Origin of the sequence: Porcipelethomonas ammoniilytica (assembly GCF_025567485.1) — a bacterium.
In the GTDB taxonomy this organism is placed as follows: Bacteria; Bacillota; Clostridia; order Oscillospirales; family Ruminococcaceae; genus Porcipelethomonas; species Porcipelethomonas ammoniilytica.
Genome location: NZ_JAOQKH010000008.1, coordinates 34,132 through 59,073 on the forward strand (window position 1 = coordinate 34,132; position 24,942 = coordinate 59,073).

Annotated in this window: 22 protein-coding genes; 6 read left to right on the top strand and 16 right to left on the bottom strand. The window is 36.6% G+C overall.

The genetic code is table 11. From position 1 onward, the window contains the following. Positions 1-8 precede the first annotated feature (8 nt). From OCV67_RS07865 to dpsA, 3 genes are all read right to left on the bottom strand, one after another. On the bottom strand, positions 9-2,684 hold the full coding sequence (locus tag OCV67_RS07865) for a YfhO family protein (protein ID WP_147643437.1): 2,676 nt from the start codon (positions 2,682-2,684) through the stop codon (positions 9-11). 196 nt (positions 2,685-2,880) lie between these two features. Next, entirely contained in the window at positions 2,881-3,462 is a 582-nt protein-coding gene (locus OCV67_RS07870) for a dipicolinate synthase subunit B (RefSeq protein WP_147643438.1), read from the bottom strand. Beyond that, on the bottom strand, positions 3,455-4,339 hold the full coding sequence (gene dpsA, locus OCV67_RS07875) for a dipicolinate synthase subunit DpsA (RefSeq protein ID WP_147643439.1): 885 nt from the start codon (positions 4,337-4,339) through the stop codon (positions 3,455-3,457). The genes OCV67_RS07870 and dpsA overlap by 8 nt, the downstream gene beginning before the upstream one ends. Before the next feature lie 148 nt (positions 4,340-4,487). On the opposite strand from dpsA, the gene OCV67_RS07880 reads away from it, so the two are divergent. Next, positions 4,488-5,573 carry a leucine-rich repeat domain-containing protein gene (locus OCV67_RS07880; protein WP_262644425.1) on the top strand — a complete coding sequence of 362 codons (1,086 nt, stop codon included), beginning with the start codon at positions 4,488-4,490 and terminating at the stop codon, positions 5,571-5,573. 41 nt (positions 5,574-5,614) lie between these two features. Here the strand turns inward: OCV67_RS07880 and OCV67_RS07885 are convergent, their stop codons facing one another. From OCV67_RS07885 to OCV67_RS07910, 6 genes are all read right to left on the bottom strand, one after another. After that, a complete protein-coding gene (locus OCV67_RS07885) occupies positions 5,615-6,160 on the bottom strand; it encodes a hypothetical protein (protein ID WP_147643440.1) in 546 nt (181 codons plus the stop codon). Positions 6,161-6,164: 4 nt separating this feature from the next. Next, a complete protein-coding gene (locus OCV67_RS07890; RefSeq protein ID WP_147643441.1) occupies positions 6,165-6,737 on the bottom strand; it encodes a J domain-containing protein in 573 nt (190 codons plus the stop codon). A 54-nt stretch (positions 6,738-6,791) separates the two neighbouring features. After that, positions 6,792-7,487 (bottom strand): J domain-containing protein, encoded by a 696-nt coding sequence (locus OCV67_RS07895; RefSeq protein WP_147643442.1) that lies wholly within the window; start codon positions 7,485-7,487, stop codon positions 6,792-6,794. A 23-nt stretch (positions 7,488-7,510) separates the two neighbouring features. Further along, entirely contained in the window at positions 7,511-8,380 is an 870-nt protein-coding gene (locus OCV67_RS07900) for a DUF5685 family protein (RefSeq protein ID WP_147643443.1), read from the bottom strand. 64 nt (positions 8,381-8,444) lie between these two features. Beyond that, the gene (gene nth, locus OCV67_RS07905) at positions 8,445-9,083 is read right to left on the bottom strand and encodes an endonuclease III (RefSeq protein ID WP_147643444.1); all 639 of its coding nucleotides are present in this window, start codon (positions 9,081-9,083) and stop codon (positions 8,445-8,447) included. Continuing rightward, a complete protein-coding gene (locus OCV67_RS07910) occupies positions 9,076-9,504 on the bottom strand; it encodes a bis(5'-nucleosyl)-tetraphosphatase (RefSeq protein WP_147643445.1) in 429 nt (142 codons plus the stop codon). Before OCV67_RS07910 ends, nth begins: the two co-directional genes overlap by 8 nt. Before the next feature lie 184 nt (positions 9,505-9,688). On the opposite strand from OCV67_RS07910, the gene OCV67_RS07915 reads away from it, so the two are divergent. Continuing rightward, complete coding sequence (locus tag OCV67_RS07915) at positions 9,689-11,257, top strand: sodium:solute symporter family protein (protein WP_147643446.1); 1,569 nt, start codon at positions 9,689-9,691, stop codon at positions 11,255-11,257. A 170-nt stretch (positions 11,258-11,427) separates the two neighbouring features. Then, a complete protein-coding gene (secA, locus tag OCV67_RS07920; RefSeq protein ID WP_147643447.1) occupies positions 11,428-14,157 on the top strand; it encodes a preprotein translocase subunit SecA in 2,730 nt (909 codons plus the stop codon). A 124-nt stretch (positions 14,158-14,281) separates the two neighbouring features. Here secA and OCV67_RS07925 read toward each other — a convergent pair whose 3' ends face one another. From OCV67_RS07925 to OCV67_RS07955, 7 genes are all read right to left on the bottom strand, one after another. Further along, positions 14,282-14,614, bottom strand: coding sequence for a DUF3795 domain-containing protein (locus OCV67_RS07925; protein WP_147643448.1), 333 nt, complete (start codon positions 14,612-14,614; stop codon positions 14,282-14,284). Between the two features lie 35 nt (positions 14,615-14,649). Next, positions 14,650-15,099 (bottom strand): SufBD protein, encoded by a 450-nt coding sequence (locus tag OCV67_RS07930; RefSeq protein ID WP_147643449.1) that lies wholly within the window; start codon positions 15,097-15,099, stop codon positions 14,650-14,652. A 183-nt stretch (positions 15,100-15,282) separates the two neighbouring features. Then, a complete protein-coding gene (locus tag OCV67_RS07935; RefSeq protein WP_147643503.1) occupies positions 15,283-17,217 on the bottom strand; it encodes an ABC transporter ATP-binding protein in 1,935 nt (644 codons plus the stop codon). After that, positions 17,210-18,961 carry an ABC transporter ATP-binding protein gene (locus tag OCV67_RS07940; protein ID WP_147643450.1) on the bottom strand — a complete coding sequence of 584 codons (1,752 nt, stop codon included), beginning with the start codon at positions 18,959-18,961 and terminating at the stop codon, positions 17,210-17,212. The genes OCV67_RS07935 and OCV67_RS07940 overlap by 8 nt, the downstream gene beginning before the upstream one ends. 67 nt (positions 18,962-19,028) lie before the next feature. Continuing rightward, positions 19,029-19,448 carry a MarR family winged helix-turn-helix transcriptional regulator gene (locus OCV67_RS07945; RefSeq protein ID WP_147643451.1) on the bottom strand — a complete coding sequence of 140 codons (420 nt, stop codon included), beginning with the start codon at positions 19,446-19,448 and terminating at the stop codon, positions 19,029-19,031. 214 nt (positions 19,449-19,662) lie between these two features. Further along, complete coding sequence (locus tag OCV67_RS07950; RefSeq protein WP_147643452.1) at positions 19,663-20,145, bottom strand: DUF4358 domain-containing protein; 483 nt, start codon at positions 20,143-20,145, stop codon at positions 19,663-19,665. A 14-nt stretch (positions 20,146-20,159) separates the two neighbouring features. Beyond that, positions 20,160-21,017, bottom strand: coding sequence for a GDSL-type esterase/lipase family protein (locus OCV67_RS07955; RefSeq protein WP_147643453.1), 858 nt, complete (start codon positions 21,015-21,017; stop codon positions 20,160-20,162). A gap of 203 nt (positions 21,018-21,220) precedes the next feature. On the opposite strand from OCV67_RS07955, the gene asnB reads away from it, so the two are divergent. From asnB to pyrB, 3 genes are read left to right on the top strand one after another with little or no spacing between them, the layout of a single operon-like run. Next, complete coding sequence (gene asnB / locus OCV67_RS07960) at positions 21,221-23,095, top strand: asparagine synthase (glutamine-hydrolyzing) (RefSeq protein WP_147643454.1); 1,875 nt, start codon at positions 21,221-21,223, stop codon at positions 23,093-23,095. Between the two features lie 19 nt (positions 23,096-23,114). Next, positions 23,115-23,783 (top strand): HD domain-containing protein, encoded by a 669-nt coding sequence (locus OCV67_RS07965; protein ID WP_147643455.1) that lies wholly within the window; start codon positions 23,115-23,117, stop codon positions 23,781-23,783. A gap of 23 nt (positions 23,784-23,806) precedes the next feature. Further along, positions 23,807-24,889, top strand: coding sequence for an aspartate carbamoyltransferase (gene pyrB / locus OCV67_RS07970; RefSeq protein WP_178085050.1), 1,083 nt, complete (start codon positions 23,807-23,809; stop codon positions 24,887-24,889). Positions 24,890-24,942 lie beyond the last annotated feature (53 nt).

Here is a 24,942-nt window from a genome sequence, read left to right on the forward strand (position 1 = left end):
ATAACAGCTTATTTTGAAATCAAATCAGAAATCCACACAGCTAAACGTAAAGCCGTAGGTATAATGTAAATAAATATAAAAGTTCCTGTAAAGCAAATAATACAAAATAATGAAGACAATTTGCATAATATTTGCCTTGGTCTTGAAAGACGAGACAGCTTAAGTTTCCACACTATAGTAGTTACAATTCCTGCTATAAGCATCATAAGACTGATAACCATTCCAGACGGCATAAATGAAAGCTTAATACTGTTTTTTCCCGATCGCAGCTTAACTGCGCAAAAACTGTCGTTTACTTTATAAAGAGTTGTTTTTTTGCCGTTTATATAAGCAGTAAGACCTTTGTCATAGGGAATAGCCATATATAAATAGCTTTCATGTTCAGCATTAAGATTTGCGGTAATAAATCTGCCATGGGAATAAAAATCGCATCCCTGTAATTTATCTGTGTAATACTTAAACGTTTCAGTTTCAATGCCGAAAACGCCGAATGATTTAACAGCAATATCTTTTGTCATTATAATTATTATTTCGACACTTTCATTATTAAATTCTCCAAGCTTTAAAATACCGTTATTTTTTTGCGAAGGGTAACTTGATGTGATACAGTTACCGTTTACGTAAACCTTAACAGATTCATAATAATTTTCGGAAATGTTGTTGCTGAGCCTGTCAAATACGTCAAAATACAGTATTTGATTTTCTTTTATATTAAGTGAGTATCTTATCTGACAAAGAGCTTTATCAGGTTCGGCAGCTGTTATTATATATTTTCCGTTTTTGTATTTAACGGTACCGTCAGCTATATATGAGCTGTTATATTTATGCAGCATTTCATCACTGCCGAGAAGTCTTTCTGCAAGCTCGCTCTGGACGGAAAACCTGTCGTCAAAATCCAGATCACTCATTTTTTCAGGAGCCGTATTGCTAAGAATTCCTATAGGACAACATATCTTGTTTTCAGCTATTTTAAGCTTACTGTCGGTTTTAATAATGCTTTGGCAGGAGTTAAAACCAAAATATTCTCCTATGGAATACTTTATGGAAAGTAAAGCGTCTGTAAGAATTGTTCCTCCGTTTGAACCCACTTCCATCCAATATGATGAATAGCCAAGTTTTTTCATAGCATACATGTACTGTTCTGAAGTAAGGGAAGTATAATGGGATATGGAATTATAACCCAGTCCGCCTATCATATTTACATGGAGATACTTTTTTTCGGTTTTTGTTCTGTAATATGGTTCTTGAGCGGTTTTATTTTCAAGGCTTGCGCTGCTTGTAAAAATTTCACCGTCGTTTACGGCATATCCGATATTAACTGATGCGCTTATTGAAAATTCAGTTATAAATACGCCGGATATAATCAGACAAAACATTTTATAACTCAGAAGCTTTTGCCGTACTGTAATTATGCTTATAATATAAATCAAGCATGCAAAAACAGCAAGAGTTATAAGGATTTTCAGAGAATCTTTACTGATATGCAATATATTAACATAGCTTGTCAGCGTATTTTTTTTAGTTTTTACAGTGTATACGCTGACGGCAAAAAAGCTTAATACAAGAATAATCAGAATAACGGCGAAACCGTATGATGTTTTACCGTATTCGCCGATCGACTCAAAGTAATGGGCTGACAGAGTAAGCAATGTGAAAATAATTATAAATCCATATCTAAGCGGAAAGCATTGATAGCTTCCTGTATGCCACATCTTATTTATTGGATCCAGAAACACAGGAGCCGTCATAAACGCCAGTAAAATAAGATTATATTGTACGCTTTTTTTTCTGGTAATTTTATTTTTAATAAAAAAAGGAATTACAGCGGCACACAAAGCGGTACACATTATAACAGACAGCTTATTTCCTGTATTTTTAAACATATTATCATACATAATTCCTGAAATAGTATTGCCGCCTCTTGCAGATTCTGAAATCTGAAGGAATGAACACAGCCATACCGGAGCAGTGATCAGCAGAGAAATAAAGCTTGAGGATATAAAAGAAAACGCAGCTTTTTTACGCTGATTTGATCTGCATCTGATATAAATAAACAGCGGAACTGAAATCATAATGTAAATAACGATCATAAAAGATAAGTAATAATTGATCGCTACCATAAGAGAAAGAACTGCACAGTACATTGCTGATTTGTTTTGTGTGCACATCTTTTCAATTGACATAACGAGCAGAGGAAAAAGGTACATTATATCAAGCCATACCAAGGTTTGATAATACATTATGCCATAACCGCAGAGAGCGTACATGACGCTTAGTATAACAACGTAACCGGTTTTAAGTTTTTTATGTGAATATTTAAAATAAATTGCTGCTGTTATAGAAGATACTGTAAGCTTGACAGCAAACAATATATTTACAAAATAAATCAAGTGAGATTTTTCAATAAATATTACCAGCAGATAAAACGGACTGGCTATAAAAAAGAGAAACACGCCCCAGAAATTCATTCCTCCGGCATTTCCCGTACTGTAAAAAATACTGCTTTTACCTTCAAGAATATCTTTTAAATCCATCAATAAAGGTATGGTCTGCTGGTTCATGTCGCACCATGATACAGTTTTATTTCCAAATGGAAAAATCCCGAAAAACATAAAGAAAAAACCTATTAAACATAAAGTTATAACAGGCGGTAATAAAATACCATAATATTTTTTTGTTGTCATCCTAAATTCTCTGATCTCTTTTTTAAAATTTTTTTCTTATTCCATTATAACTTATAATTATAAGAAAATCAAGTATTTTTTATCATATTTTTCAAAAAAACAATACTATTAATATTTTTTTGTATAATATGTTTATAAATTGATTTCTGACCGATATAATAAATACCGGTCAGAAATTATTTTCATATTAATATATTCAGCATAATATTGGCTGGATTTGTTTTTGATTAAGAGCATTAATTATTGTTTCTTCAAGTCTTGAAAAATCACAAACTGCCGAGGTTGGCTTTTTATGATAGTCGTCCTGATAAACGGGAACAAAATAATAATTTTTCATATTCATCAGATGTCCTATATTTTTCATTGAACCGGCTAATGAATCGTTTGATGCAAGTGCAATAACTACCGGTTTGCCGTTTCTGATATGAGATTTTACTGCCATTGTAACAGGTGTATCTGTAATACTCATGGCAAGCTTTGCACATGTATTACCGGTGCATGGACAGACAACTATAATATCAGTCATTTTTTGGGGACCGATAGGTTCTGCGCCGTCAATTGTATTAATAACTTTTCGTCCGCAGATATTTTCGAGTTTTTTTATGTTATTTACAGCTTCTCCGAATCTTGAATCAATTGAAGAAGCGTTATAAGACATAACAGGGATAAGCTCTGCACCGGCTTTTCTTAGTTTTTCAGCTTCTGCAAATGCTTTTTCAAATGTACAGAATGAACCTGTTACTGCAAAACCGATTTTAACATTTGAAAGGTCAGTCATCCGTGTATCTCCTCTCCTTCAGGATGTTAAGGATAGTACAGGCGATTATTTCTCCGGAGGTAACAGGCGCAATTTTTCCGGGCAGTGATAACGCCCAAACGACTTTCAGTCCAAGCTTTCCGGCAGTATCAAAATCAACGCCTCCCGGTTTTGAAGCAAGATCTATTATAAGGGCATCATTTTTTATTTGGTTCAGGCATTTTTCGTTTAGTATTACAGCCGGAACAGTATTGAAAATCAAGTCATATTCTCCGATAATATTTTCAAGAGCCGATGTATGAACGGTTTTGCAGCCGTAAATTTCAGCCCATGACAAATCAGAATATTTTCTTGCTGTAACTGTGATATCAGCGCCTAATCCGTTTAGTATCTTTATAAGTACTTTTGAAATTCTTCCGAAACCGGTTATCAGTACCTTTTGACCATATATAGTAGAAGCCATTTCTTCCATAGCAATCTGAACAGCGCCTTCTGCTGTAGGAACTGCATTCAGGACATTAAGCTCTTCTCTTTCAAAATAATCAACTGTCTTAATTCCGCATTTATTGAAAATCTTCATGGTTGAAGGGTCAATTTTTCCGCCGAAAATTATTCCGTCGCATTTAAGAAGCGGAGCCAGACTTGTCAGGGGAATATTGTTTCTGCAAAACGGCGCATTTACAAAAACTCCGTTTTGTGATGCAGGCAGAGGAAGAATTATATAATCTGCAATTTCCGGAAGTTCCAGTTTGTGATCAACATGTATTACATTGATGTCGCCTATAATGTTATTGTCAAATCCTGCAGCGTATACCTTATTATTTTCAGCCAGTTTTTTTGCAGTATAGACCTGACGCAAATCTCCGCCTACTACCAGAAATACATTTTCCTTATTCATAACAAGCCCTCGTTTCCCATTAGATTTTCTTTTATATAATATGCGGTTTAGATTTTATGGGTGAAGAAATCTTGAAATATATTTTATTGACATAAATAAACATGTATGGTAAAATATCAGTATAAATATGAAGGTATGGTGATTATTGTTGAATATTGTAAGAAAACTTTTGAGTTCAGCAGCTGCATTGGCATTGGTTTTGGCAGCCTTTGCCGGGGGACAATCCTTCATTGTTGAAGCAGATGAGGGAATATATGATAGTATGACTTATGTTACTGTTGATGAAGACATGGACGGAGTTTTTGATTATGTTAAAATTACCGATTGTGATCAATCGGTAACAGAAGTTGAAATTCCGAGCAAAATAAAAGGACTTCCGGTTACAATAATTGAGGAAGCATTTTATGGCTGTGAAAATTTAACAAGCATAACAATCCCGGAAAGTGTTACTTCGATTGGAGATCTTGCATTTTTTTATTGCAAAAACTTAACAAGCATATCAATCCCAGACAGGGTTACATCAATAGGAGTTAACGCATTTGGGTATTGTACAAGTTTGACAAGTATAACAATTCCAAATAGTGTTACGTCAATTGGAAATTATGCATTAGAGTATTGTACAAGCTTGACAAGCATAACAATTCCAGACAGTGTTGCATCAATTGGAAACGGTGCATTTTATTATTGCGATATCCTGGAAAGCATAACGATACCAGAGGGAATTACATCAATTGGTGACAAAACATTTTCTTATTGTAACTTGACAAGTATAGAAATTCCAGACAGCGTTATATCAATTGGAAACAGTGCATTCGCTGGTACAAGTTTGGTAAGTATAACAATACCCGATAGTGTAATTAGTATAGGAGAGAGTGCATTTATGTGGTGCACAGATCTAAAAAATATAACAATAGAAAATCCTAAATGTGAAATTGCTGACAGTCAGGAAACAATATATACAATGGCTGATCAAAATGGTAATTATTTTTTCAAAGGTACAATTTATGGATATGAAAATTCAACAGCTCAGGAATATGCAGAAAAATATGACAAAAATTTTGAATCATTAGGAGAAAAGCCAATTGTTATAACGGTATCAGATATAGTAAAATTTCAGAAATGGCTAGTAAAATCAGGGAATTTAATGGAAGAAGAATTTATAAAGTATGATTTATATAAGGATAGCAAATTGAATATTTTTGATTTAATTATATTAAAAAGGAAAATTATATAAAAACATACCGCAGTGGAGTCTGTTTCCACTGCGGTATGTTTTTATTTTGGTTTGTTTCCAAATATTTTTGGTTTAAGATATTTTATGTACATTTCGATACAGCCGCTTAAAGCATAGTCATAGACAATAAAAATAATATTTGTTAAAAACCAGAGTATATAAATCCCGAATTTACCAAACATTGCAAAATCATCTGCAAAATCGTCTATTCCCAGAAGATGCAGTGTAATCTGATAATCAATTACAATGCAAATATTAAATATAATAAATTTCAGTATCCATTTTAATAATTTGGTATGAATACTTTCAAGTTTTTGCTTTATTATAGGATAATGTCCGAAAAAAAGAATAAAAATTACTGCGGCTTCCTTATTAGGAGTAACAAATATTGAAAGCAGACTAACTGCGACATATGTCAGAAACGCCCATGACATATTTACTTCTACTACAATGATTGTTATCAAAGCGCCGGCAATCATTGGAAGCGTGAGATACAGAAACGGAGCAACACTTGTTAGAAACATTGCAAGAAGGCATAGTGACGAAATCACTCCACCCAAAGCAACTTTATAGCTTACGTTATTCATAATATTAAAAACAGTCGCACAGACAGTCGGCGCATATCATGCATTGGCACAGATTGCATAAAGTGTTGGCTGTGCTGTTGGTATTATTTCCGGCTGTGTTGTACGGATTACCGTACATCTGTCCGTTCCTTTTGCTTTGCATCTGCGTGTACGCCGCCTGATATTCACGGTTTGAGGGTTCAATTCTGACTGCCTTTTCAAAGTAAGAATATGCGTCGTTCAGCCAACCTCTTGAAAGGCATACCGTACCTTTGAGAAAGTTCCATTCTGCATTTGCATCGTTTCTGTTTTGTTCCAGAATATTGTCCGCAGCAGTATAATTACCGTTTTCGATCATGCTTCTGATATCGGTATAAGATGAATTTGAGTTTTGATAAGTAGTTCCGCTTCGCCTCATATTCATTATCTGATCGTATGCCGCATTAATTTCTGCCATTTTTTGATTTGCTATTTCTTCCATGACGCTGTCCGCATGATGGTCAGGGTGATATTGCTGAGACAACTTTCTGTAAGCGGTTTTTACTTCTTCATCACTTGCCTGCGGTGAAATTCCTAATACTTTATATGGATCTGTCATTTTTTATCTCCAGTTCTGCCTCTGTTTACGGTCGTAGGCTTACCTTTTATTTTTTTATAAATCGTCACAAAAATTTATTAATATGGGAGAGGTATAATAGCATATTCTCAGTGCACATACTGCGATACCTCCGGCTATAACTGCTTTCGGAACTTTAGAGGAGTTTAATTTCATATTATTAATCCGCATATTTTCCTCCCTGTATTGCTGGTTTGAAGGTTCCAGTGTATATGCTCTCTGGAAATGTACTGCTGCCTGATTCATCCATCCTCTGCCGTAACACATTTTACCGTAAAGATAATGCCATAAAGCGGTATCCTTATAGTTTATGCTGTTGAGAAGATTTTCAGCTTCAATATACCGTTCCATATCAATAAATTGCCTGACAGAACCGAAAACATCATTAGTATAAACATTTACGTTTTCTGAATTTTGACATTCTGATTTTTTATCATCAGTATTATTTTCAGAAGAACAATAATTATTCGATTTGTCAGAGACTTTATGTACATTTATATTGACGCTGTCAGACGGGGCGTAGTAAGGATTAATGGTCTGAGAAACGGTATTTCCAAGAACTATACTTTCATTATACTGGTTTACAGCCTGATTATAAGCTGTTGTAAGCTCCTGTATTTTATCTGAACTGCCTGAATTTTTATATTCGGTAATAAGACGGTTGTATGCGGCGTCTATTTCCGACTTGCCGGCATCAGATTTTACACCTAAAATTTCATATGGATTCGTCATTGATAGCTCCGTTCTTAATAATATTAGACCTCAGTTAGATTATTTTTAAATTTTTTACGTTCTTTTTTATTGGTCAATTTATAATTTGGCAATCCAAGATATATTATATTATCTATTATTTCTTTAAATTTATGAATATTTATTTTACTGTAAAATTCAGCAATCATTCCCACTGACATATTTATATTTTCCTCAGCAAATTTTTTGGCTTCCTCAATATCTTGAAAATTAAGAAACAGGGGATTATAGTTGCCGTTTTTTATATCTTTTTCCAAATCATCAGAAGCGTCGGCAATGTATGTGAACCTTCCTAAATGGTATCCTAGTCCTGAAAGATACTTCTTGTCCTCCGGATTTTCAGATATGCCTTGCGCAATAAGAGACATTATTTGTGCGGTAGGTTCGCAGGCATGGTCTATGGAGGTACATTGTTCATTTTCTATTCTGGACTGTTCCGACATATAAAATTCAATACCGCTGCACAAATTTGGATATTTTAACTTAGCTTTTTTATATCCCGGTTTCAGTATAAATCTTACTATTCTGAAAAATGCCGATATAATAAAGTTACTATCAATTATGGTATCGCAGATTTTATGGTAAATGGATATAACTGCCGCAGAAGCGGTGTAGTCCAGATTACTGACGCAGCATATACAGGCTTTTTTGCTTAACGGATGAATAATGCAGTGCTGACGTTCTATTTTATTGCACGTATTGTTTACGGCATTATGAAGAATACCAAGAAAAGCAAAATCATAGCTTAGCATAAGACGATAAATCTGACCGTAATTTTTTCCGAGATTTTTGCATAATCCGCAATAGAATGCATTATAAATTTCAAATTCATAGAATCGCATATACGGTTTAAAGGGGCGGATATATCCAAACAAAAAAATTCCCCCTTTACATTTTATAAATTATATTTTAACAGGATTCATGCATATTGTCAACAAGTTATTTTTTCAATTTGCTGTAATACTGACAAAACTCGCTGCAAGGGCACTGTGAGCATTCCGGTTTTCTTGCTTTGCAGATATCTCTCCCGAACTGTACTACCTGATGACAGAAATGAGATGAAATTTCAGGCGGAATCAATTTTACCAGATCCATTTCGACTTTTTTAGGCTCTGTATTTTTTGTAAGACCCAGCCGTCCGGTTATTCTAATGAAATGTGTGTCGGTAACAATAGACGGCTTTCCGTAAATATCCCCAAGCAAAAGATTTGCTGTTTTGCGTCCGATGCCGGAAATAGTAAGAAGTTCTTCCATAGTCTGCGGAATTTCTCCGCCGAAATCATTGATAAGCTGATTTGCCATTTCTTTTATGCTTTTAGCTTTGGTATGATAAAATCCGCATGGCTTTACGACTTCCTCAAGCTCTGATAAATCAGCTTCGGCAAAGGATTCCAGAGTGGGGTATTTTTTAAAAAGAGTTTCAGTCACGATATTTACTCTGGCGTCGGTACACTGTGCGGAAAGCCTGGTTGCGATCATAAGCTCATACGGTTTGGTAAAATTTAAGGAGCATTCAACGTCCGGATAGATTTTTTCAAGCGCTTCACAGGCAAGCAGTGCTTTTTCTTTTTTAGTCATACATTTTGTCCGCCTTTTCAAGAATGATTTTATCCTGAGGATAATTTAAAAGCATCATTGCTTTATCGTACTCAACCAGCCAGCTTTGCGAGATTTCCTCCTGCTGTAATTTTATTGTTTGATTTTTAAATTCGCTGCAGAAATAAATGCAGTTTTTTACTATGGAATCTTTATTTTCATAAGTGTATTCCTGACGGGTATCGGTATTTATTTTAATTTTCAGTCCGGTTTCTTCAAAAACTTCTCTTTCAGCAGTTTCGGCTTCGCTTTCACCGTATTCAACATGTCCCTTCGGAAAGCCTATATGACCGCTGTCGTTTTTTATTAGCAGATATTTCTTTATACCGTTTTCTCTTGTAAACATTACAGAACCGCAGGTTTTTTCATCAAAGCTCTGCAATTCGTTTTTTTTCATTTTCATTATATAATTCTCCAGTTATTTAATTAAAATCAGTATGTATTTATTATACCAAATGTTTTCTCTGACTTCAACATTTATTTTTCTGCTAAAACAAAGAAAATATATTGACAAATATCAGAAAAACTGGTAAAATAATTAATGCTTTACTGGTTTAAAGCCACAAACTTATAAAGGAGATAAAAATATGACGACTGCTTTAACAATTAGTATGCTTGTAATTTACATAGCTGTAATGATGGGCATAGGACTTTACACAACCAAAAAAACAAAATCCGTAAATGATTTTGTTCTGGGAGGAAGAAATGTAGGTTCATGGCTTACAGCGTTTGCTTACGGTACTTCTTACTTTTCAGCTGTAGTTTTTATAGGCTATGCCGGACAGTTCGGCTGGAGCTACGGCGTATCTGCGGCATGGATAGGCGTAGGTAATGCGCTGATAGGAAGCGCTCTTGCGTGGATGGTTCTGGGCAAAAGAACAAGAATTATGTCTAATCATTTAAATGCTAAAACAATGCCGGAATTTTTTGAAAAACGTTTTGATTCTAAGGGGTTGAAAATTGCTTCCGCACTTATTGTATTTATTTTTCTGATTCCTTATACAGCGTCGGTTTACAATGGGTTGTCGAGACTGTTTAACATGGCGTTTAATCTTGATTCAGAGGGATCATATAAAATTTTTATTATTGCTATGGCGATAATTACTGCAATATATGTAATTCTTGGGGGATATGCTGCGACGGCAATAAACGATTTTGTTCAGGGAATAGTTATGCTTGCAGGGATTATAGCTGTTGTAGTCTGTACGGTAAACAATCAGGGCGGTTTTACAGAATCAATCGCTAAGCTGGGTGAGATCGAAGCCGACGGCGGCGGCTTCGACAAGCTATTCGGACCTGATCCTATAAACCTGTTGGGAGTTATTATATTGACGTCTCTGGGCACATGGGGACTTCCTCAGATGATACATAAATTTTATGCAATTAAAGATGAAGGTTCAATAAAAAAGGGAACTATTATTTCAACGCTTTTTGCTCTTGTTGTTGCGGGTGGTTCTTATCTTCTGGGCGGTTTTGACAGACTATTCTGTACTCTTGACAGTTCAGATACTTCAAAATCTTTAATCGGCGTTAACTCCAACGGAAAACCCGAATTTGACGCAATGATCCCGGCGGTACTCAAAGCGGCTCTGCCAGATCTGCTTATCGGTCTTGTGGTGGTACTGGTGCTGTCAGCTTCCATGTCCACACTATCTTCGCTGGTTCTTACATCAAGCTCTACGCTTACTATAGACTTTATTAAGCCTAAAATGAAAAAACATGATGATAAAAAAGAAATAATTATAATGCGTGTGCTGATTGCGGTATTTTTAATTATTTCTGTTATAATTGCATTTAATAAAAATGCGTCTATTTCAACGCTTATGTCTTATTCATGGGGTGCTTTGGCAGGAGCATTTTTAGGGCCTTTTATGTTCGGACTTTTCAGCAAAAAAATTACAAAAGCATCTGTCTGGACCAGCTTTGTACTGGGAATCGGTCTGACAGTGGGACATATGATTTTATTCGGCTTCGGCTGGTTCCCTGAGCTTGCAAAGACTGCTGCGTCGTTCCCACTGAATCTTGCGTCTCCTATAAATGCAGGCGCAATTACAATGATTCTTTCAATTGTTGTAGTTCCGCTGGTAAGCTTATTTACCGTCAAACCTGATGAAAAACATCTTGACAGTGTTTTCAGCTGCTATGATTTAAAATGATATTTAATTGTTTTTAACAAAATTCCTATTGACAAAGATATGAAATTGTTATAAAATATTATATGAGTATTAAATTGCAGTTGATTTGTTACATAATGACTGTAAAACAGTGCCGGTCATGTTTCTGGCGGCAGCGTAAAATATAATTTTAGTAAAGGCGGATAATGTTAATGGGAATTTTTGGAAAAATTTTTGGCTCCTACAGTACTAAGGAACTTGCAAGAATAGAACCTATTAAGGAAAGTGTTTTAAAACTGGAAGATCAGTATGCCGCAATGTCTGATACTGAACTTAAAGCGCAGACACAGAATTTTAAGGACAGGCTCGAAACAGGTGAGAACCTTGATATGATCCTTCCGGAAGCGCTTGCTACCGTTCGTGAAGCGGCAGATAGAGTTTTGGGTAAAAAACCGTTTCCAGTACAGCTTATCGGTGCTATAGTTCTTCATCAGGGACGTATTGCGGAAATGAAAACCGGTGAAGGTAAAACTCTTGTTGCATGCGTTGCTTCTTATCTTAACGCTCTTTCTGGAAAAGGCGTTCATGTTGTAACTGTTAACGATTATCTTGCAAAAACGCAGTCCGATGAAATGGGTAAGGTTTTAAGATTTTTAGGACTTACTGTCGGCTGTATTCTTCATGGACTGACAAATGAAGAACGCCGTGCTGCATACAACTGTGATGTTACATATGCTACAAATAATGAGCTGGGTTTTGATTATCTGCGTGATAATATGGTGATATATGCCAAGGACAGAGTACAGAGAAAGCCTAACTTTGCAATTGTCGACGAGGTTGACTCTATTCTTATTGACGAAGCAAGAACTCCGCTTATTATTTCCGGTAAAGGGGACAAGTCTACAGAGCTTTACGATATTGTTGATAAATTTGTCAAGAATCTTGTGTCCACAACTGTAGTTGAAATTGATGATAAACAGGATCAGGACGAAATTAATGAAAATGTTGATTATATTATAGATGAAAAGGCTAAAACTGCTACAATTACACGTTCGGGCGTTAAAAAAGCTGAAAAGTATTTTAATGTTGATAACCTTATGGATCCAGATAATATGACGCTGCTGCATCATATTAATCAGGCGCTGAAGGCTCACGGAGTTATGCATGTAGATATAGATTATGTTGTAAAAGACGGAGAAGTAATAATCGTTGACGAATTTACCGGACGCCTTATGCTTGGACGCCGTTTCAACGACGGTCTGCATCAGGCTATTGAGGCTAAAGAAGGCGTTAAAATTGCTAACGAATCAAAAACACTTGCAACTATTACTTTCCAGAATTATTTCCGTCTTTATAAAAAGCTGTCGGGTATGACAGGTACTGCTATGACCGAAGAAGACGAATTCAGGGAGATCTATAAGCTGGACGTTATTGCAATTCCTACAAATAAACCTGTTATTCGTGTGGATCATTCAGATCAGGTTTATAGAACAGAAGCAGGAAAATTCAGTGCAATTATTGATCAGATAGTTGAATGTCATAAAAAAGGACAACCCGTACTGGTTGGTACGATTTCAATTGAAAAATCTGAAATTCTTTCGGCAATGCTGAAGAGAAAGGGCATAAAGCACGAAGTACTGAACGCTAAATATCATGCCAAGGAAGCTGAGATCGTTGCTCAGGCAGGTAAGCTGGGTGCTGTAACGATTGCTACAAACATGGCAGGACGTGGTACTGATATTATGCTTGGCGGTAATGCAGAATTTCTTGCTAAAGCTGAAATGCGTAAGAGAGAATACGAAGAAGATATTATCAATGAAGCTGTAGGCTTTGCAGATACTGACGATGAGGAGATCTTAGCTGCCAGGGTAGTTTACAAGGAACTTTATGATAAATTCAATGCTGAGGTAAAAGAAAAGGCTAAGGATGTTAAAGCCGCAGGCGGTCTTTATATTCTGGGTACTGAGCGCCATGAATCAAGACGTATTGATAATCAGCTCAGAGGACGTTCCGGACGTCAGGGCGATGAGGGCGAAAGCCGTTTCTTCCTGTCTGTAGAGGACGATCTTATGCGTATTTTCGCCGGCGACAGACTTGAAAACATGATGAATACGCTTAATGTGGAAGAAAATATGCCTATTGAAAGCAAGATGCTTACAAGAATTATTGAATCATCACAGAAGAAGGTTGAAGGAAGAAACTTTAGTATCAGAAAGAATGTTCTGAACTATGACGACGTTTTGAATAAGCAGCGTGAGATTATCTATAATCAGCGTTCACAGGTTCTTGACGGCGAGGATCTGCATGATTATATTCTCAATATGATGCATGATCTTGCAGTTGATTCTGTTAATAATTATCTTGTCGACGATGTGGAAAAAGAAAACTGGAATATTATCGGTCTGAAAGATCATTTTATGGGTTGGGTTCTTAATGATGAAGATCTGGATTATGATGAAAATCAGATTGATGATGTTACTAAAAATTCTATTGTGGAACTTCTTGAGGATCGTATGAAAACAATTTACGCCCGTAAGGAAGAAGAATTCGGCGGACAGCTTATTCGTGAGCTTGAAAGGGTCATCCTTCTTAAGGTTGTTGATACAAAGTGGATGAATCACATTGACGATATGGCTGAATTGAAAAAGGGTATCGGACTTCGTGCATTCGGTCAGAAAAATCCGGTTGTTGAATACAGGTATGAAGGCTTTGAAATGTTTGACGCTATGGTTGAATCAATCCGTGAGGATACGATCAGAATGCTGCTTACAGTAAGAATTCAGAAGAATGCTCCTATTCAGCGTGAACAGATTGCTAAACCGGACGCACCTAATGCGGGAAGTATCAGAATGACTAAAAAGAAACCAGCTGATAATGATCCGTGTCCGTGTGGCTCAGGCAAGAAATATAAAAAATGCTGCGGTATGAAAGAACAGCAGTAGTTAAAATTAAAGGGAACGGAGTTTGATTCGTTCCCTTTTTTATTATGTTTAAACCATTGTATCCATATGCTTTTGTATGATATTTCAATAAAATTTCCCTCTGGAAATTGTTAAACTATATAGTTTATCCTTCCAGATTTTTCAGAGCGTCGGGATTGTTTGATGTAATCACTTCTACAATCTGACATTTTGCTAAGTCTGGGCAGTTACCGCATGTTGTTACGCCTTTTTTCAATGCACACTGGCGAATATTGCAAAGATTATCACAGTATACAGTTTTCATCCCATCAACACGACATCCTTCACAGTTAATATGTTCGGGCAGAATGGGAGCATTATTTAACTCAGCCCATAACTTTGCGGTTTTCGCACGCAATGCTTGGTCGTTATTGATTGTTGCAAGATATGCGTCACATTTTTCACAGTCCAGTCCGCAATATGCAATCATATTCCTCATGGTTAAGTACCTCCTAAAATCCTGATTTGGTGTTTTTATAATTTGTATATTTCCTTTAATGATTTTTGAATATCCCTATAAACCAATGGTTGCATACTATCGTCATAAATAGATATACTTGCTTTATTAAGTGCGGAAAGAATATCATTTTTCAATTCTGGCTTATGCTTTGCAACAATCGGTAGCAACTTAATACACTGTCTAGCAGTAATTGGTTTAACATCTGTTATATGTTTTAAATATTTATCAATGATTTCATCAATTTTGTAATCTTTATCCCATTTTGCATTATAGGCAAGTAGTGTAAGTCCTCTTGTGCGAATATAAGAATTATCACTGTCAAGCATATCGCTTAATCTATCCATATAAGAATAAACACAATCTGTTTCTTCACTTTCCTTTTGCAATATCTGTAATGCCTTGTATGCAACATTATTATTTTTATCAAACAATAATTCAAATGTTTCTGCAATATTAATTGACACAATATCCTCCATCTCAAATAACAATTTTTCATATTCTGTAACTGCTTTATAAAACGTAATTACATTTGCTTTGCAACTGCGGATAATAGTTATGTTTTCAATTTAATTATAAGCGATTTTGCTTAGAAAATCAAGCCTTAGAAAACAAACGGTGCTGAAATTTTTGATATTCAGATATCACCTTTACTCCAACTCAAAGGCACCTGTGTAAAGCTGATAGTAAGTGCCTTTTTCGGCAATAAGTTTTTCGTGGCTACCCCGTTCGATGATATGCCCGTGGTCAAGTACCATGATTACATCTGAATTTTGCACTGTGGAAAGCCTGTGTGCAATCACAAACACAGTTCTGCCTCTCATCAGTTTATCCATTCCGTCCTGCACCAAAGCCTCGGTTCGGGTGTCAATAGAGGAGGTCGCTTCATCCAAAATCATAACAGGCGGGTCAGATACGGCGGCACGGGCAATGGAAATCAACTGCCGCTGTCCCTGTGAAAATCCACTGCCGTCACCCTTTAAGATGGTGTTGTAGCCTTGCGGGAGCATTCGGATAAATCCGTCGGCGTTAGCAAGCTTTGCGGCGGCAATACAGTCCTCATCGGTGGCATCGGGATTGCCGTAACGCAAATTCTCCATAACCGACCCTGTAAAGAGGTTGACTTCCTGAAGCACGATTCCTAGCGAACGGCGCAGGTCAGTCTTTTTGATCTTATTGATGTTGATACCGTCATAGCGGATTTTGCCGTCAGCAATATCATAAAATCGGTTAATCAGATTGGTAATCGTTGTTTTTCCTGCGCCTGTTGCACCGACAAAAGCAATCTTTTGCCCTGGCTCTGCATAAAGTGAAATATCATATAGAACCTGTTTCTCAGGAACATAGCCAAAATCAACGTTGTCGAGAATAACCCTGCCCTCAAGCTTTGTATAAGTAACGGTTCCGTCGCTGTGCGGGTGTTTCCATGCCCAAAGCCCTGTACGTTGTTCAGTCTCTGTAATCACTCCGTTTTCTTCTTTTGCATTGACAAGCGTTACATAGCCGTCATCAGTTTCAGGCTCTTCATCCATAAATGCGAAGATGCGGGAAGCGCCTGCAAGGGCGGTGACAATAAAATTAAACTGATTTGAAATCTGTGACACTGGATTTGTAAAGCTGCGGGACAGCGTAAGGAAAGAAGCAATCATACCGAGGGTAAGCGTTCCCGTTCCCGTCAGTCCCAAATTGGTTATGCCGTAAATTCCCATAAAACTACCGAGAATAGCAATAATTACATACTGCATATAACCAAGTGCGTTCATCATTGGCATGATAGAGTTGGCGTAACCGTTTGCCTTAGATGCGCTCATTGCCCAATCTTTATTTTTCTCCCGCAATTCTTTTTTCGCTTTTTCTTCGTGGCAAAAGACTTTAATAACCCTTTGTCCATTTACCATTTCTTCCACATAGCCGTTTACATCTGCAAGAGTTTTTTGTTGCATTATAAAATAGATACTAATTTTATTCGTTATCATTTTTACAATCTGCAAAATTAAAAACATAATGAATACTGCAACAAGTGTCAGCCATACGCTGATATAAAGCATACAAATAAATACTGCAACAATGGTAAACACTGACGAGATAAGCTGTGCCATAGACTGGGCGATCATCTGACGAAGTGTGTCGGTATCGTTGGTGTAAAGGCTCATAATATCACCGTGAGTGCGTGTGTCAAAGGTGCGGATCGGAAGCCTTTGCATTTTTTCAAACATTTCGTCACGGATTTTTTTTAGCGTTCCCTGCGCTATTGTGACCATGACCTGATTATAAAACAAAGTGGAAATTACGCCGATCAAATATATGAACCCAATCACTACAAGAGCCTTTAGCAGCTCATGAAACATCGGTTGTGATGTTCCAAGCAGAGGTACAATATAATCATCAATCAGTGATTGCAGGAACAACGAAGAAGCGGCAGAGGCAACAGCACTTAATAAGATACAAACCACAACAAAAATCAGTTGTCCTTTGTAATCTTTCATATAAGAAAGCAATCTGCCAAGTGTTTTTAAGTCGAACCCAGCTTTTTGCGGCACACCTTCAGGTATGTCAATCATAGGTGTTTTTTCTTTTTTATTCATTTTCACCGTTTCCTTTCTTCTGTGATGCATATACCTCACGATAAATATCGCAATCTTTTAAAAGTTCATCATGCTTTCCGATAGCAGCTACCTTACCATCATCCAAAACGATGATTTGGTCTGCGTGCTGTACAGAGCTTACACGCTGGGCAATAATGATTTTCGTGGTATCAGGAATATACTCTGCGAAAGATTTTTGGATGAAAGCGTCGGTTTTAGTATCTACTGCACTGGTGGAGTCATCCAAAATCAAAACCTTTGGCTTTTTTAAGAGCGCACGTGCAATGCAAAGACGCTGTTTTTGACCGCCTGATACATTCGTTCCGCCTTGCTCAATATGTGTGCCATATTTGTCGGGGAAAGTCATTATAAATTCATCAGCGCAGGCAAGACGGCAGGCGTGTTCTATTTCTTTATCAGTTGCATTTTCATTGCCCCAACGCAAATTTTCTTTGATGGTACCCGAAAAAAGCTCATTTTTCTGAAGCACCATAGCAACAGCATTTCGTAAGGTGTCAAGGTCATAATCTCTGACATCAACACCGCCTATGGTAATTTTGCCTTTTGTAACATCGTAGAGGCGGGGGATTAACTGCACAAGGCTCGATTTGGAGGAACCCGTACCGCCGATAATGCCGACCGTTTCGCCCGACGCAATTGAAAGATTGATGTTGTCAAGCACTTTTTTATCTGCTTTTGAAGCATAAACAAAATCTACATTTTCAAAACGCATAGAACCGTCTTGCACAGTCATTTTAGGATTAACGGGATTTGCAATATCTGTTTTTTCTGCTAATATTTCTGCGATACGACGGGCAGATGCAAGGGAGATTGTCAGCATAGCGAAAATCATTGAAAGCATCATAAGGCTCATCAGGATCTGTGTCGCATAAGAAAACAAAGCTGTCAAATCGCCTGTTGTCATTCCCAAATCGGCATTGTTACCGCTTGCAATGACCGCCTTTGCACCTATCCACGAAATAAGTATCATACAAGCATACATAAAAAACTGCATAATTGGGGAGTTAAAGGCTAGTAGTCTTTCTCCCTTTGCAAAATCGTTATAAATGCTTTTGGATATACCTTTGAATTTGTCGATTTCATAATCCTCATGGTTAAAGGATTTAACAACGCGAATGCCCCGCACATTTTCTTGAACTATATTATTAAGTTCATCATAAGTATGAAAAACACGGTTAAAAATCGGATTGACTTTTTTGATAATCAAAAGAAGCAGCAATGCCATAATAGGAATGACAGTAAGAAAAATCCAAGCTATCGTACTGTTAATACGAAATGATACAATCATAGAAAAAACAAGCATAACAGGTCCTCTGATTGCCATGCGAATGAGCATCTGATATGCATTTTGAATGTTTGTAACATCCGTTGTCAGACGGGTTACGATGGAAGCCGTCGAGAACTTATCGATGTTGGAAAAGGCAAAGGTTTGCACATTATCGTACATATCTTGTCGTAGATTGGCAGAAAATCCAACAGAGGTTTTGGCAGCAATGTGCGCCGATAGTACGCCCGTAATAAGTTGAAAAGCAGCAAATATCAAAAGAGCAATACCATATTTCCATACGTTACTCATATTGCCGAGATCAACGCCTTTGTCAATCACTTCCGCCATACAAAGCGGTATGAGAATTTCAAAAGCCGCTTCAAGTATAGATAAAAAAATTGTGAGAGCAGAGCCTCTTTTGTATTCACGCAGGCTCCGAGCCAATGTTCTAATCATAGTTTCCTCCTTTTTATGTAGCGTGCTACATATTCTGTTTAAATAAAAGCCGAAATTCATCGGCTTATCATTCTAAATTGTTATAGATGGTCAAAAGCATTTGTTTTAATTTTTCTATTTCCTCTTCTGAAAGTGAAGTAAGCAGTCTTCTTTCAGTGGCGGAAATTCTTTGTTCCATTTCATCGCTCAAAGCTTTTGCTTGTTCAGTCAGTGCAACGATTTTGTTTCTCTTATCCTTTTTATCAACCCAGCAGATCAGATGTCCGTTCTGTTCCATACGTGAAATAATACCGACAATCGTCGGGTGGGAAACCTCTAAAAATATTTCAATTTCTTTTTGTGTGGCCTGACCGTCTTGACTGGCTAAAAAAGTCAGTACACGGCTTTGCGCTAAGGTTAAATTACTATGCTTTAAGTCAGCGTCCGCTTTGACCTTTAACTTGTCGTTAATGTTTTTAATCAAATATCCAATGTCCTTTTGTGGCACAATCGTTCCTCCTTTAAAATGTGTAGCACGCTATATATTATAGCGTGCAGTTCGTATTTTGTCAAGTAGGTTGAAAGATTTTTCATATGTCAATTTTTAATAGTGGCAGGGGCTGAATCCGAACAAAACAAAAAGAGCTAACTGACTTATCAAAAAATCAGTTAGTTCTTTATATTCTTACCCCCTGTTACAGGTATTTGGCATTTATATGTATTTATTCAAAATACGACAGAATTATATTTTCCGCCTTTTTGTTATCATTTGTGCATATCCAGTATACATAATTACCCTTTGTATTTATTTCAGCATCACAGAGCTTATCATATTGCTCTTTCACATAGTCTTTAAAAACGCCTTTTTGGCTTTCAATCCTTTCCGCTACTGCTTTTTTAACCTTTTGAGTATCTTCAGCTTTTATCAGACATATTTCATCAGCATCTCCACCGGAGCCTGCCCACCAGACTGAATATTCAGAATAATCCCCGTCCTCCAGATTGTATCTGAACTGAAAATTGTCCTCGCTTACTTCAACCATTTCCGGAAATTCAATACCGCAGTCAATAACCTCTGCAGTAATTTCACTTACCGGTTTTGAAGTCTTGACATTTTCATTTGAATCCTTTTCGCAGCCAGCTAATGCAAAAACCATAAACGTAACTGCAAAAGCGCCGGCAATTCTTCTTTTTGTTCTGTACATTTTTAATTTCCCCTTTATATATTTTTATTATTAGCTGTATGAGATAAAATATAGTCAAGCATAATACTGTACGTTGTCTTTTTAAAATGCATACCGTCTTCAGCGGCATTTTCTTCAGGAAATTTACCGTCATTACCTTTAAGAGCAGTATTAATATCAACATAATATATTTTCTTTTCATCAGCCATTTTAAGTAATTCAGAATTATATTTGTCTATATCTGAATTTAATATTGGTTCTTCTTCAGCCGATTCTCTTGCAGCTGTGACAGGGGGAATTGAAAGTATATAAATATTTGAATCCGGAAGGTTCTGTTTAACACTGTCAACAAATTCGGAATAATAAGAAATCATATCGCTTACAGACAGCCACGCAATTCCGTTACTGCCAAGCATTATATAAATATTTTCAGGCTTCGCCTGTTTAAGTCCTTCAAGCACTGTTGTTTGACCAAATTGGGTCTGAATTGTATCAGTATTTATTTTTTCAATGTTCATGCCAATTTCTGCATAAACATTTTTTATGGGTACTAACTGATAATCAGATAATCCGACAGTTATAGAATCCCCGACAAATGCACATTTTCCAAAATAAGTTTCCGTAAGTGGTTCAGATAACGGAACAGGATTTATTATTTCTTTTACTTTATCAGGAGAATCATCAGCAATACTTTCTGTTTTTGATACATCAGACGATAAGAACATATTGTTTTCCGTTTCATCATTACCTAAATTGGCTCCTGTCATATAAATAAAAAAGCAAACGGCAGTCACAATAATAAATATAATAAAAACCACTTTGAATCTGAATCTTATCAGCGGACCGCTGCTGCTTTTCACATACGTATAAGTTCTGCGCCGTTTTCCCGACATTTTCTCATGCTCCTATAATACAGTTTACAACATATTTTTTCTTTTTTCTCTATAAATTCCCATAAAATTATTATACCTCAACAGCAAAATTTTTGCAATAGTTTTTTAAGAATTAAATCTGTATAATTATTGCAAAGTTCTCCAACATATAGTATAATATAAGGTAAGCATTTGTAAATAATTTTTAACTGGAGGATACAAATATGTGTGGATTTGTTGGTTTTACTAACTATATAAATAACTCTAATATCGTGCTTGAAAACATGATGAATAAAATAATTCACAGAGGACCCGATTCAGGCGGTACTTACATTGATGACGGTATCGCACTTGGATTCAGACGTCTCAGTATTATTGACCTTGCTCAGGGCGATCAGCCTATATTAAATGAAGACGGTTCAAAAGTTCTTTTATTTAACGGTGAAATATATAATTTTCAAAGTATACGTGAAAAACTGATTGCTGCCGGCCATAAATTCAAAACAAAAACCGACTCTGAAGTTCTTCTTCACGGTTATGAAGAATACGGTAAAAATCTGCTTAATATGTTAAGGGGTATGTTTGCATTTGTTATATGGGATAAAAATACAAAAGAGCTTTTTGGCGCACGTGACTTTTTCGGAATAAAACCGCTGTATTATTCTCTCTCCGGTAAAAGCTTTTTATTCGGGTCTGAAATAAAAAGTTTTCTTCCTCATCCTCATTTTAAAAAAGAAATGAATGAGGATGCTTTAGAAAATTACCTTACATTTCAGTATTCTCCATGCAATGAAACATTTTTCAAAAACGTATTTAAGCTTCCAGCTGCTCACTGTTTTACCTATAAAGACGGAAACTTAAAAATTGAACGTTACTGGGAAATAAAATTTGAAGCCGATGAAAAGCCTGATCTCGACAGCTGGGTAAATAAAATCTCGGATATTTTTCATAACTCGGTTGAAGCGCATAAAATCGCCGACGTTGAAGTCGGAAGCTTTCTTTCAAGCGGCGTAGATTCAAGTTATGTAGCCGCTATTGCAGACGTTGATAAGACCTTTACCGTAGGATTCGGAAACGATGAAAAGTACAATGAAATCGGTTGGGCAAAGGATTTTTCAAAAGCTATCGGAAAAGCCAACACAAGTAAAGTTATAACTCCGGAGGAATACTGGAGTTCTCTTTCAAAAATTCAGTATCACATGGACGAACCGCTTGCCGATCCTGCGGCTGTAGCGCTATACTTTGTATGCAATCTTGCGTCGCAAAAATTAAAGGTTGTTTTATCAGGCGAAGGCGCAGATGAAATTTTCGGCGGATATAACGTATACAGCGAACCTGACGGTACTTTTTATGACAAACTTCCAAGAGGAATTAAAAGAGGTATAGGCGCAGCGGCCGGAAAGCTTCCGGCTCACAGAGGAGTAAATTTCTTTATCAGAAAAGGCAAAGACCTTGAAGAAAGATTTATCGGAAACGCGTATATGTTTACTCCTGAAGAAAGAAAAAAACTCCTGAAAATTAAAACAAACGCTCCTGATCCGACTGAAATTACAAAGCCATTTTATGATAAAGTCAAAAATAAAGACGATGTTACTAAAATGCAGTACCTTGATCTGCACATGTGGATGACAGGCGATATTCTGCTTAAAGCCGATAAAATGAGTATGGCAAATTCTCTGGAGCTTCGGGTACCTTTCCTTGACAAGGAAGTTATGGCAGTTGCTGAAAAAATTCCGCGCCGTTACAGAGTAACACATAAAGAACAAACAGACGCAGATACTAAATACATTACAAAGTATGCTATGCGCCTTGCCGCCAAAAAGGATACCCCTCCTCAGACTGCTAAAACGGCTGCAAAGAAAAAGCTCGGATTTCCTGTTCCGATTCGTGTATGGCTTAAAGAGGATAAGTATTATAATATTGTAAAATCAAGCTTTACAGGAAATGCGGCAAATAAATTCTTTAACACAGATATGATCGTAAAGCTTCTTGACGATCACAAAAACGGCAAGGCGGACAACAGCAGAAAAATATGGACTATATATACTTTTCTTGTATGGTACAATGTGTACTTTGAAAATTCAGAATTTGTAAAATAATCCGAAAGGCGAAAAATTAATGGCAAGTATTGTAACATATAAATATATTAAGCAAAATCCCGATATTATGGAATATATAAGAAGGGCGGATCAAGCTTTAAAAGCTCAGGGTTACACTGAACATTCCTTTGCTCATGTGGAAATAGTAGCGCAACATGCAAGTATGATTCTATCTGAACTGGGATATGATGAACGACAAATTGAGCTTGCCAGAATTGCAGGTATAATGCATGACATCGGTAATGTCATAAACCGTATTGACCATGCGCAAAGCGGAGCAGTTATGGCATTCAGACTTCTGGATAATTTAAGTATGCCAGCCTCTGAAATATGCTCAATAATATCGGCAATCGGTAATCACGACGAATCTACCGCACAGCCTATTGACGCAATTTCCGCCGCACTTATAATTGCCGATAAAACAGACGTGCGCAGAAGCCGCGTAAGAAACAACGACTTTCTTACATTTGATATTCACGACAGAGTAAACTATGCCGTTGAAAAATCCGCCTTATATTTTAATGAAAGTAAAACTGCAATTATTCTTGACTTGATAATTGATACTGAAATATCTCCCGTTATAGAGTATTTTGAAATTTTTTTAAACCGTATGCTATTATGCAAACGTGCATGCTCATATTTGGGAATCCAATTTAAAATGATTGTAAACGGTTCTTCATTACTATAAACGTAAAAATTCAGGAGGTTAAAATGATATCGCAATATCCTCATTTAATAGACTTAAACGACTATCCGGTTTCATGGTGGAATAAAATAATCGAACTGGGTCACGATATAAAAAATCACCCCCAGAGATATACTCACGCATGTGACGGAAAAATAATGGCTACTCTTTTTTATGAACCTTCCACACGTACTCAGATGTCTTTCCAGTCGGCAATGATAAGACTGGGAGGCAGCATAATAGGATTTGACAATCCGGCAACTTCTTCTGTCTCCAAAGGTGAAAGCTTGAAGGATACCACTAAAATTGTCAGTAACTACGCCGACATACTTATTATAAGACATCCTCTTCCAGGCGCCGCAAAAGCAGCAGCGCTGACTGCTGATTGTTCAGTGGTAAATGCCGGTGACGGCGGTCACCTCCATCCTACTCAAACGCTTACAGATCTGCTTACTCTTAAGGAAGAAAAAGGCAGACTGGATAATCTCAATGTAGGTCTTTGCGGAGATCTCGTAAACGGTAGGACAGTTCACTCTCTTTGCAAGGCTCTATCCGCTTACTCAGGAAATACTTTTGTTCTGATTTCCACTCCTCAGCTTAGACTCCCGTCATATATAAAAGATATAATTATTGCAAGCGGAAGCAAATTTACAGAAGTCACATCTCTTGATGAAGTTATAAATGATTTGGATATGCTTTATATGACCAGAATACAGCAGGAACGTTTTGCAAGTGAAGAAGAATATCTGGCGGAAAAAGATACATATATACTTGACAGAAAAAAATTGAAAAAAAGCCGTTCTGATATGATTATTATGCACCCTATGCCAAGAGTAGATGAAATTGCAGATGAAGTTGACGATGATAAGCGTGCGGTTTACTTTAAACAGGCAAAATACGGAATGTATGTAAGAATGGCGCTTATAATGACCATGCTGGAAAATCAGAAACCTATTAAACTGATTAAGGGTATTGAACGTCCGCAATGCTTATGTACAAATCCCAAATGCATAACCAATACTGAACACTATCTGCCAAAATCATATCTTGGTACAGGAGATACTATCGAATGTGAATACTGCGATGAAAGAATTCTTCTTACACACTAAAAAATAATAAAAAATCACTGTGTTTCACAGTGATTTTTTAACTTTCTAAAATA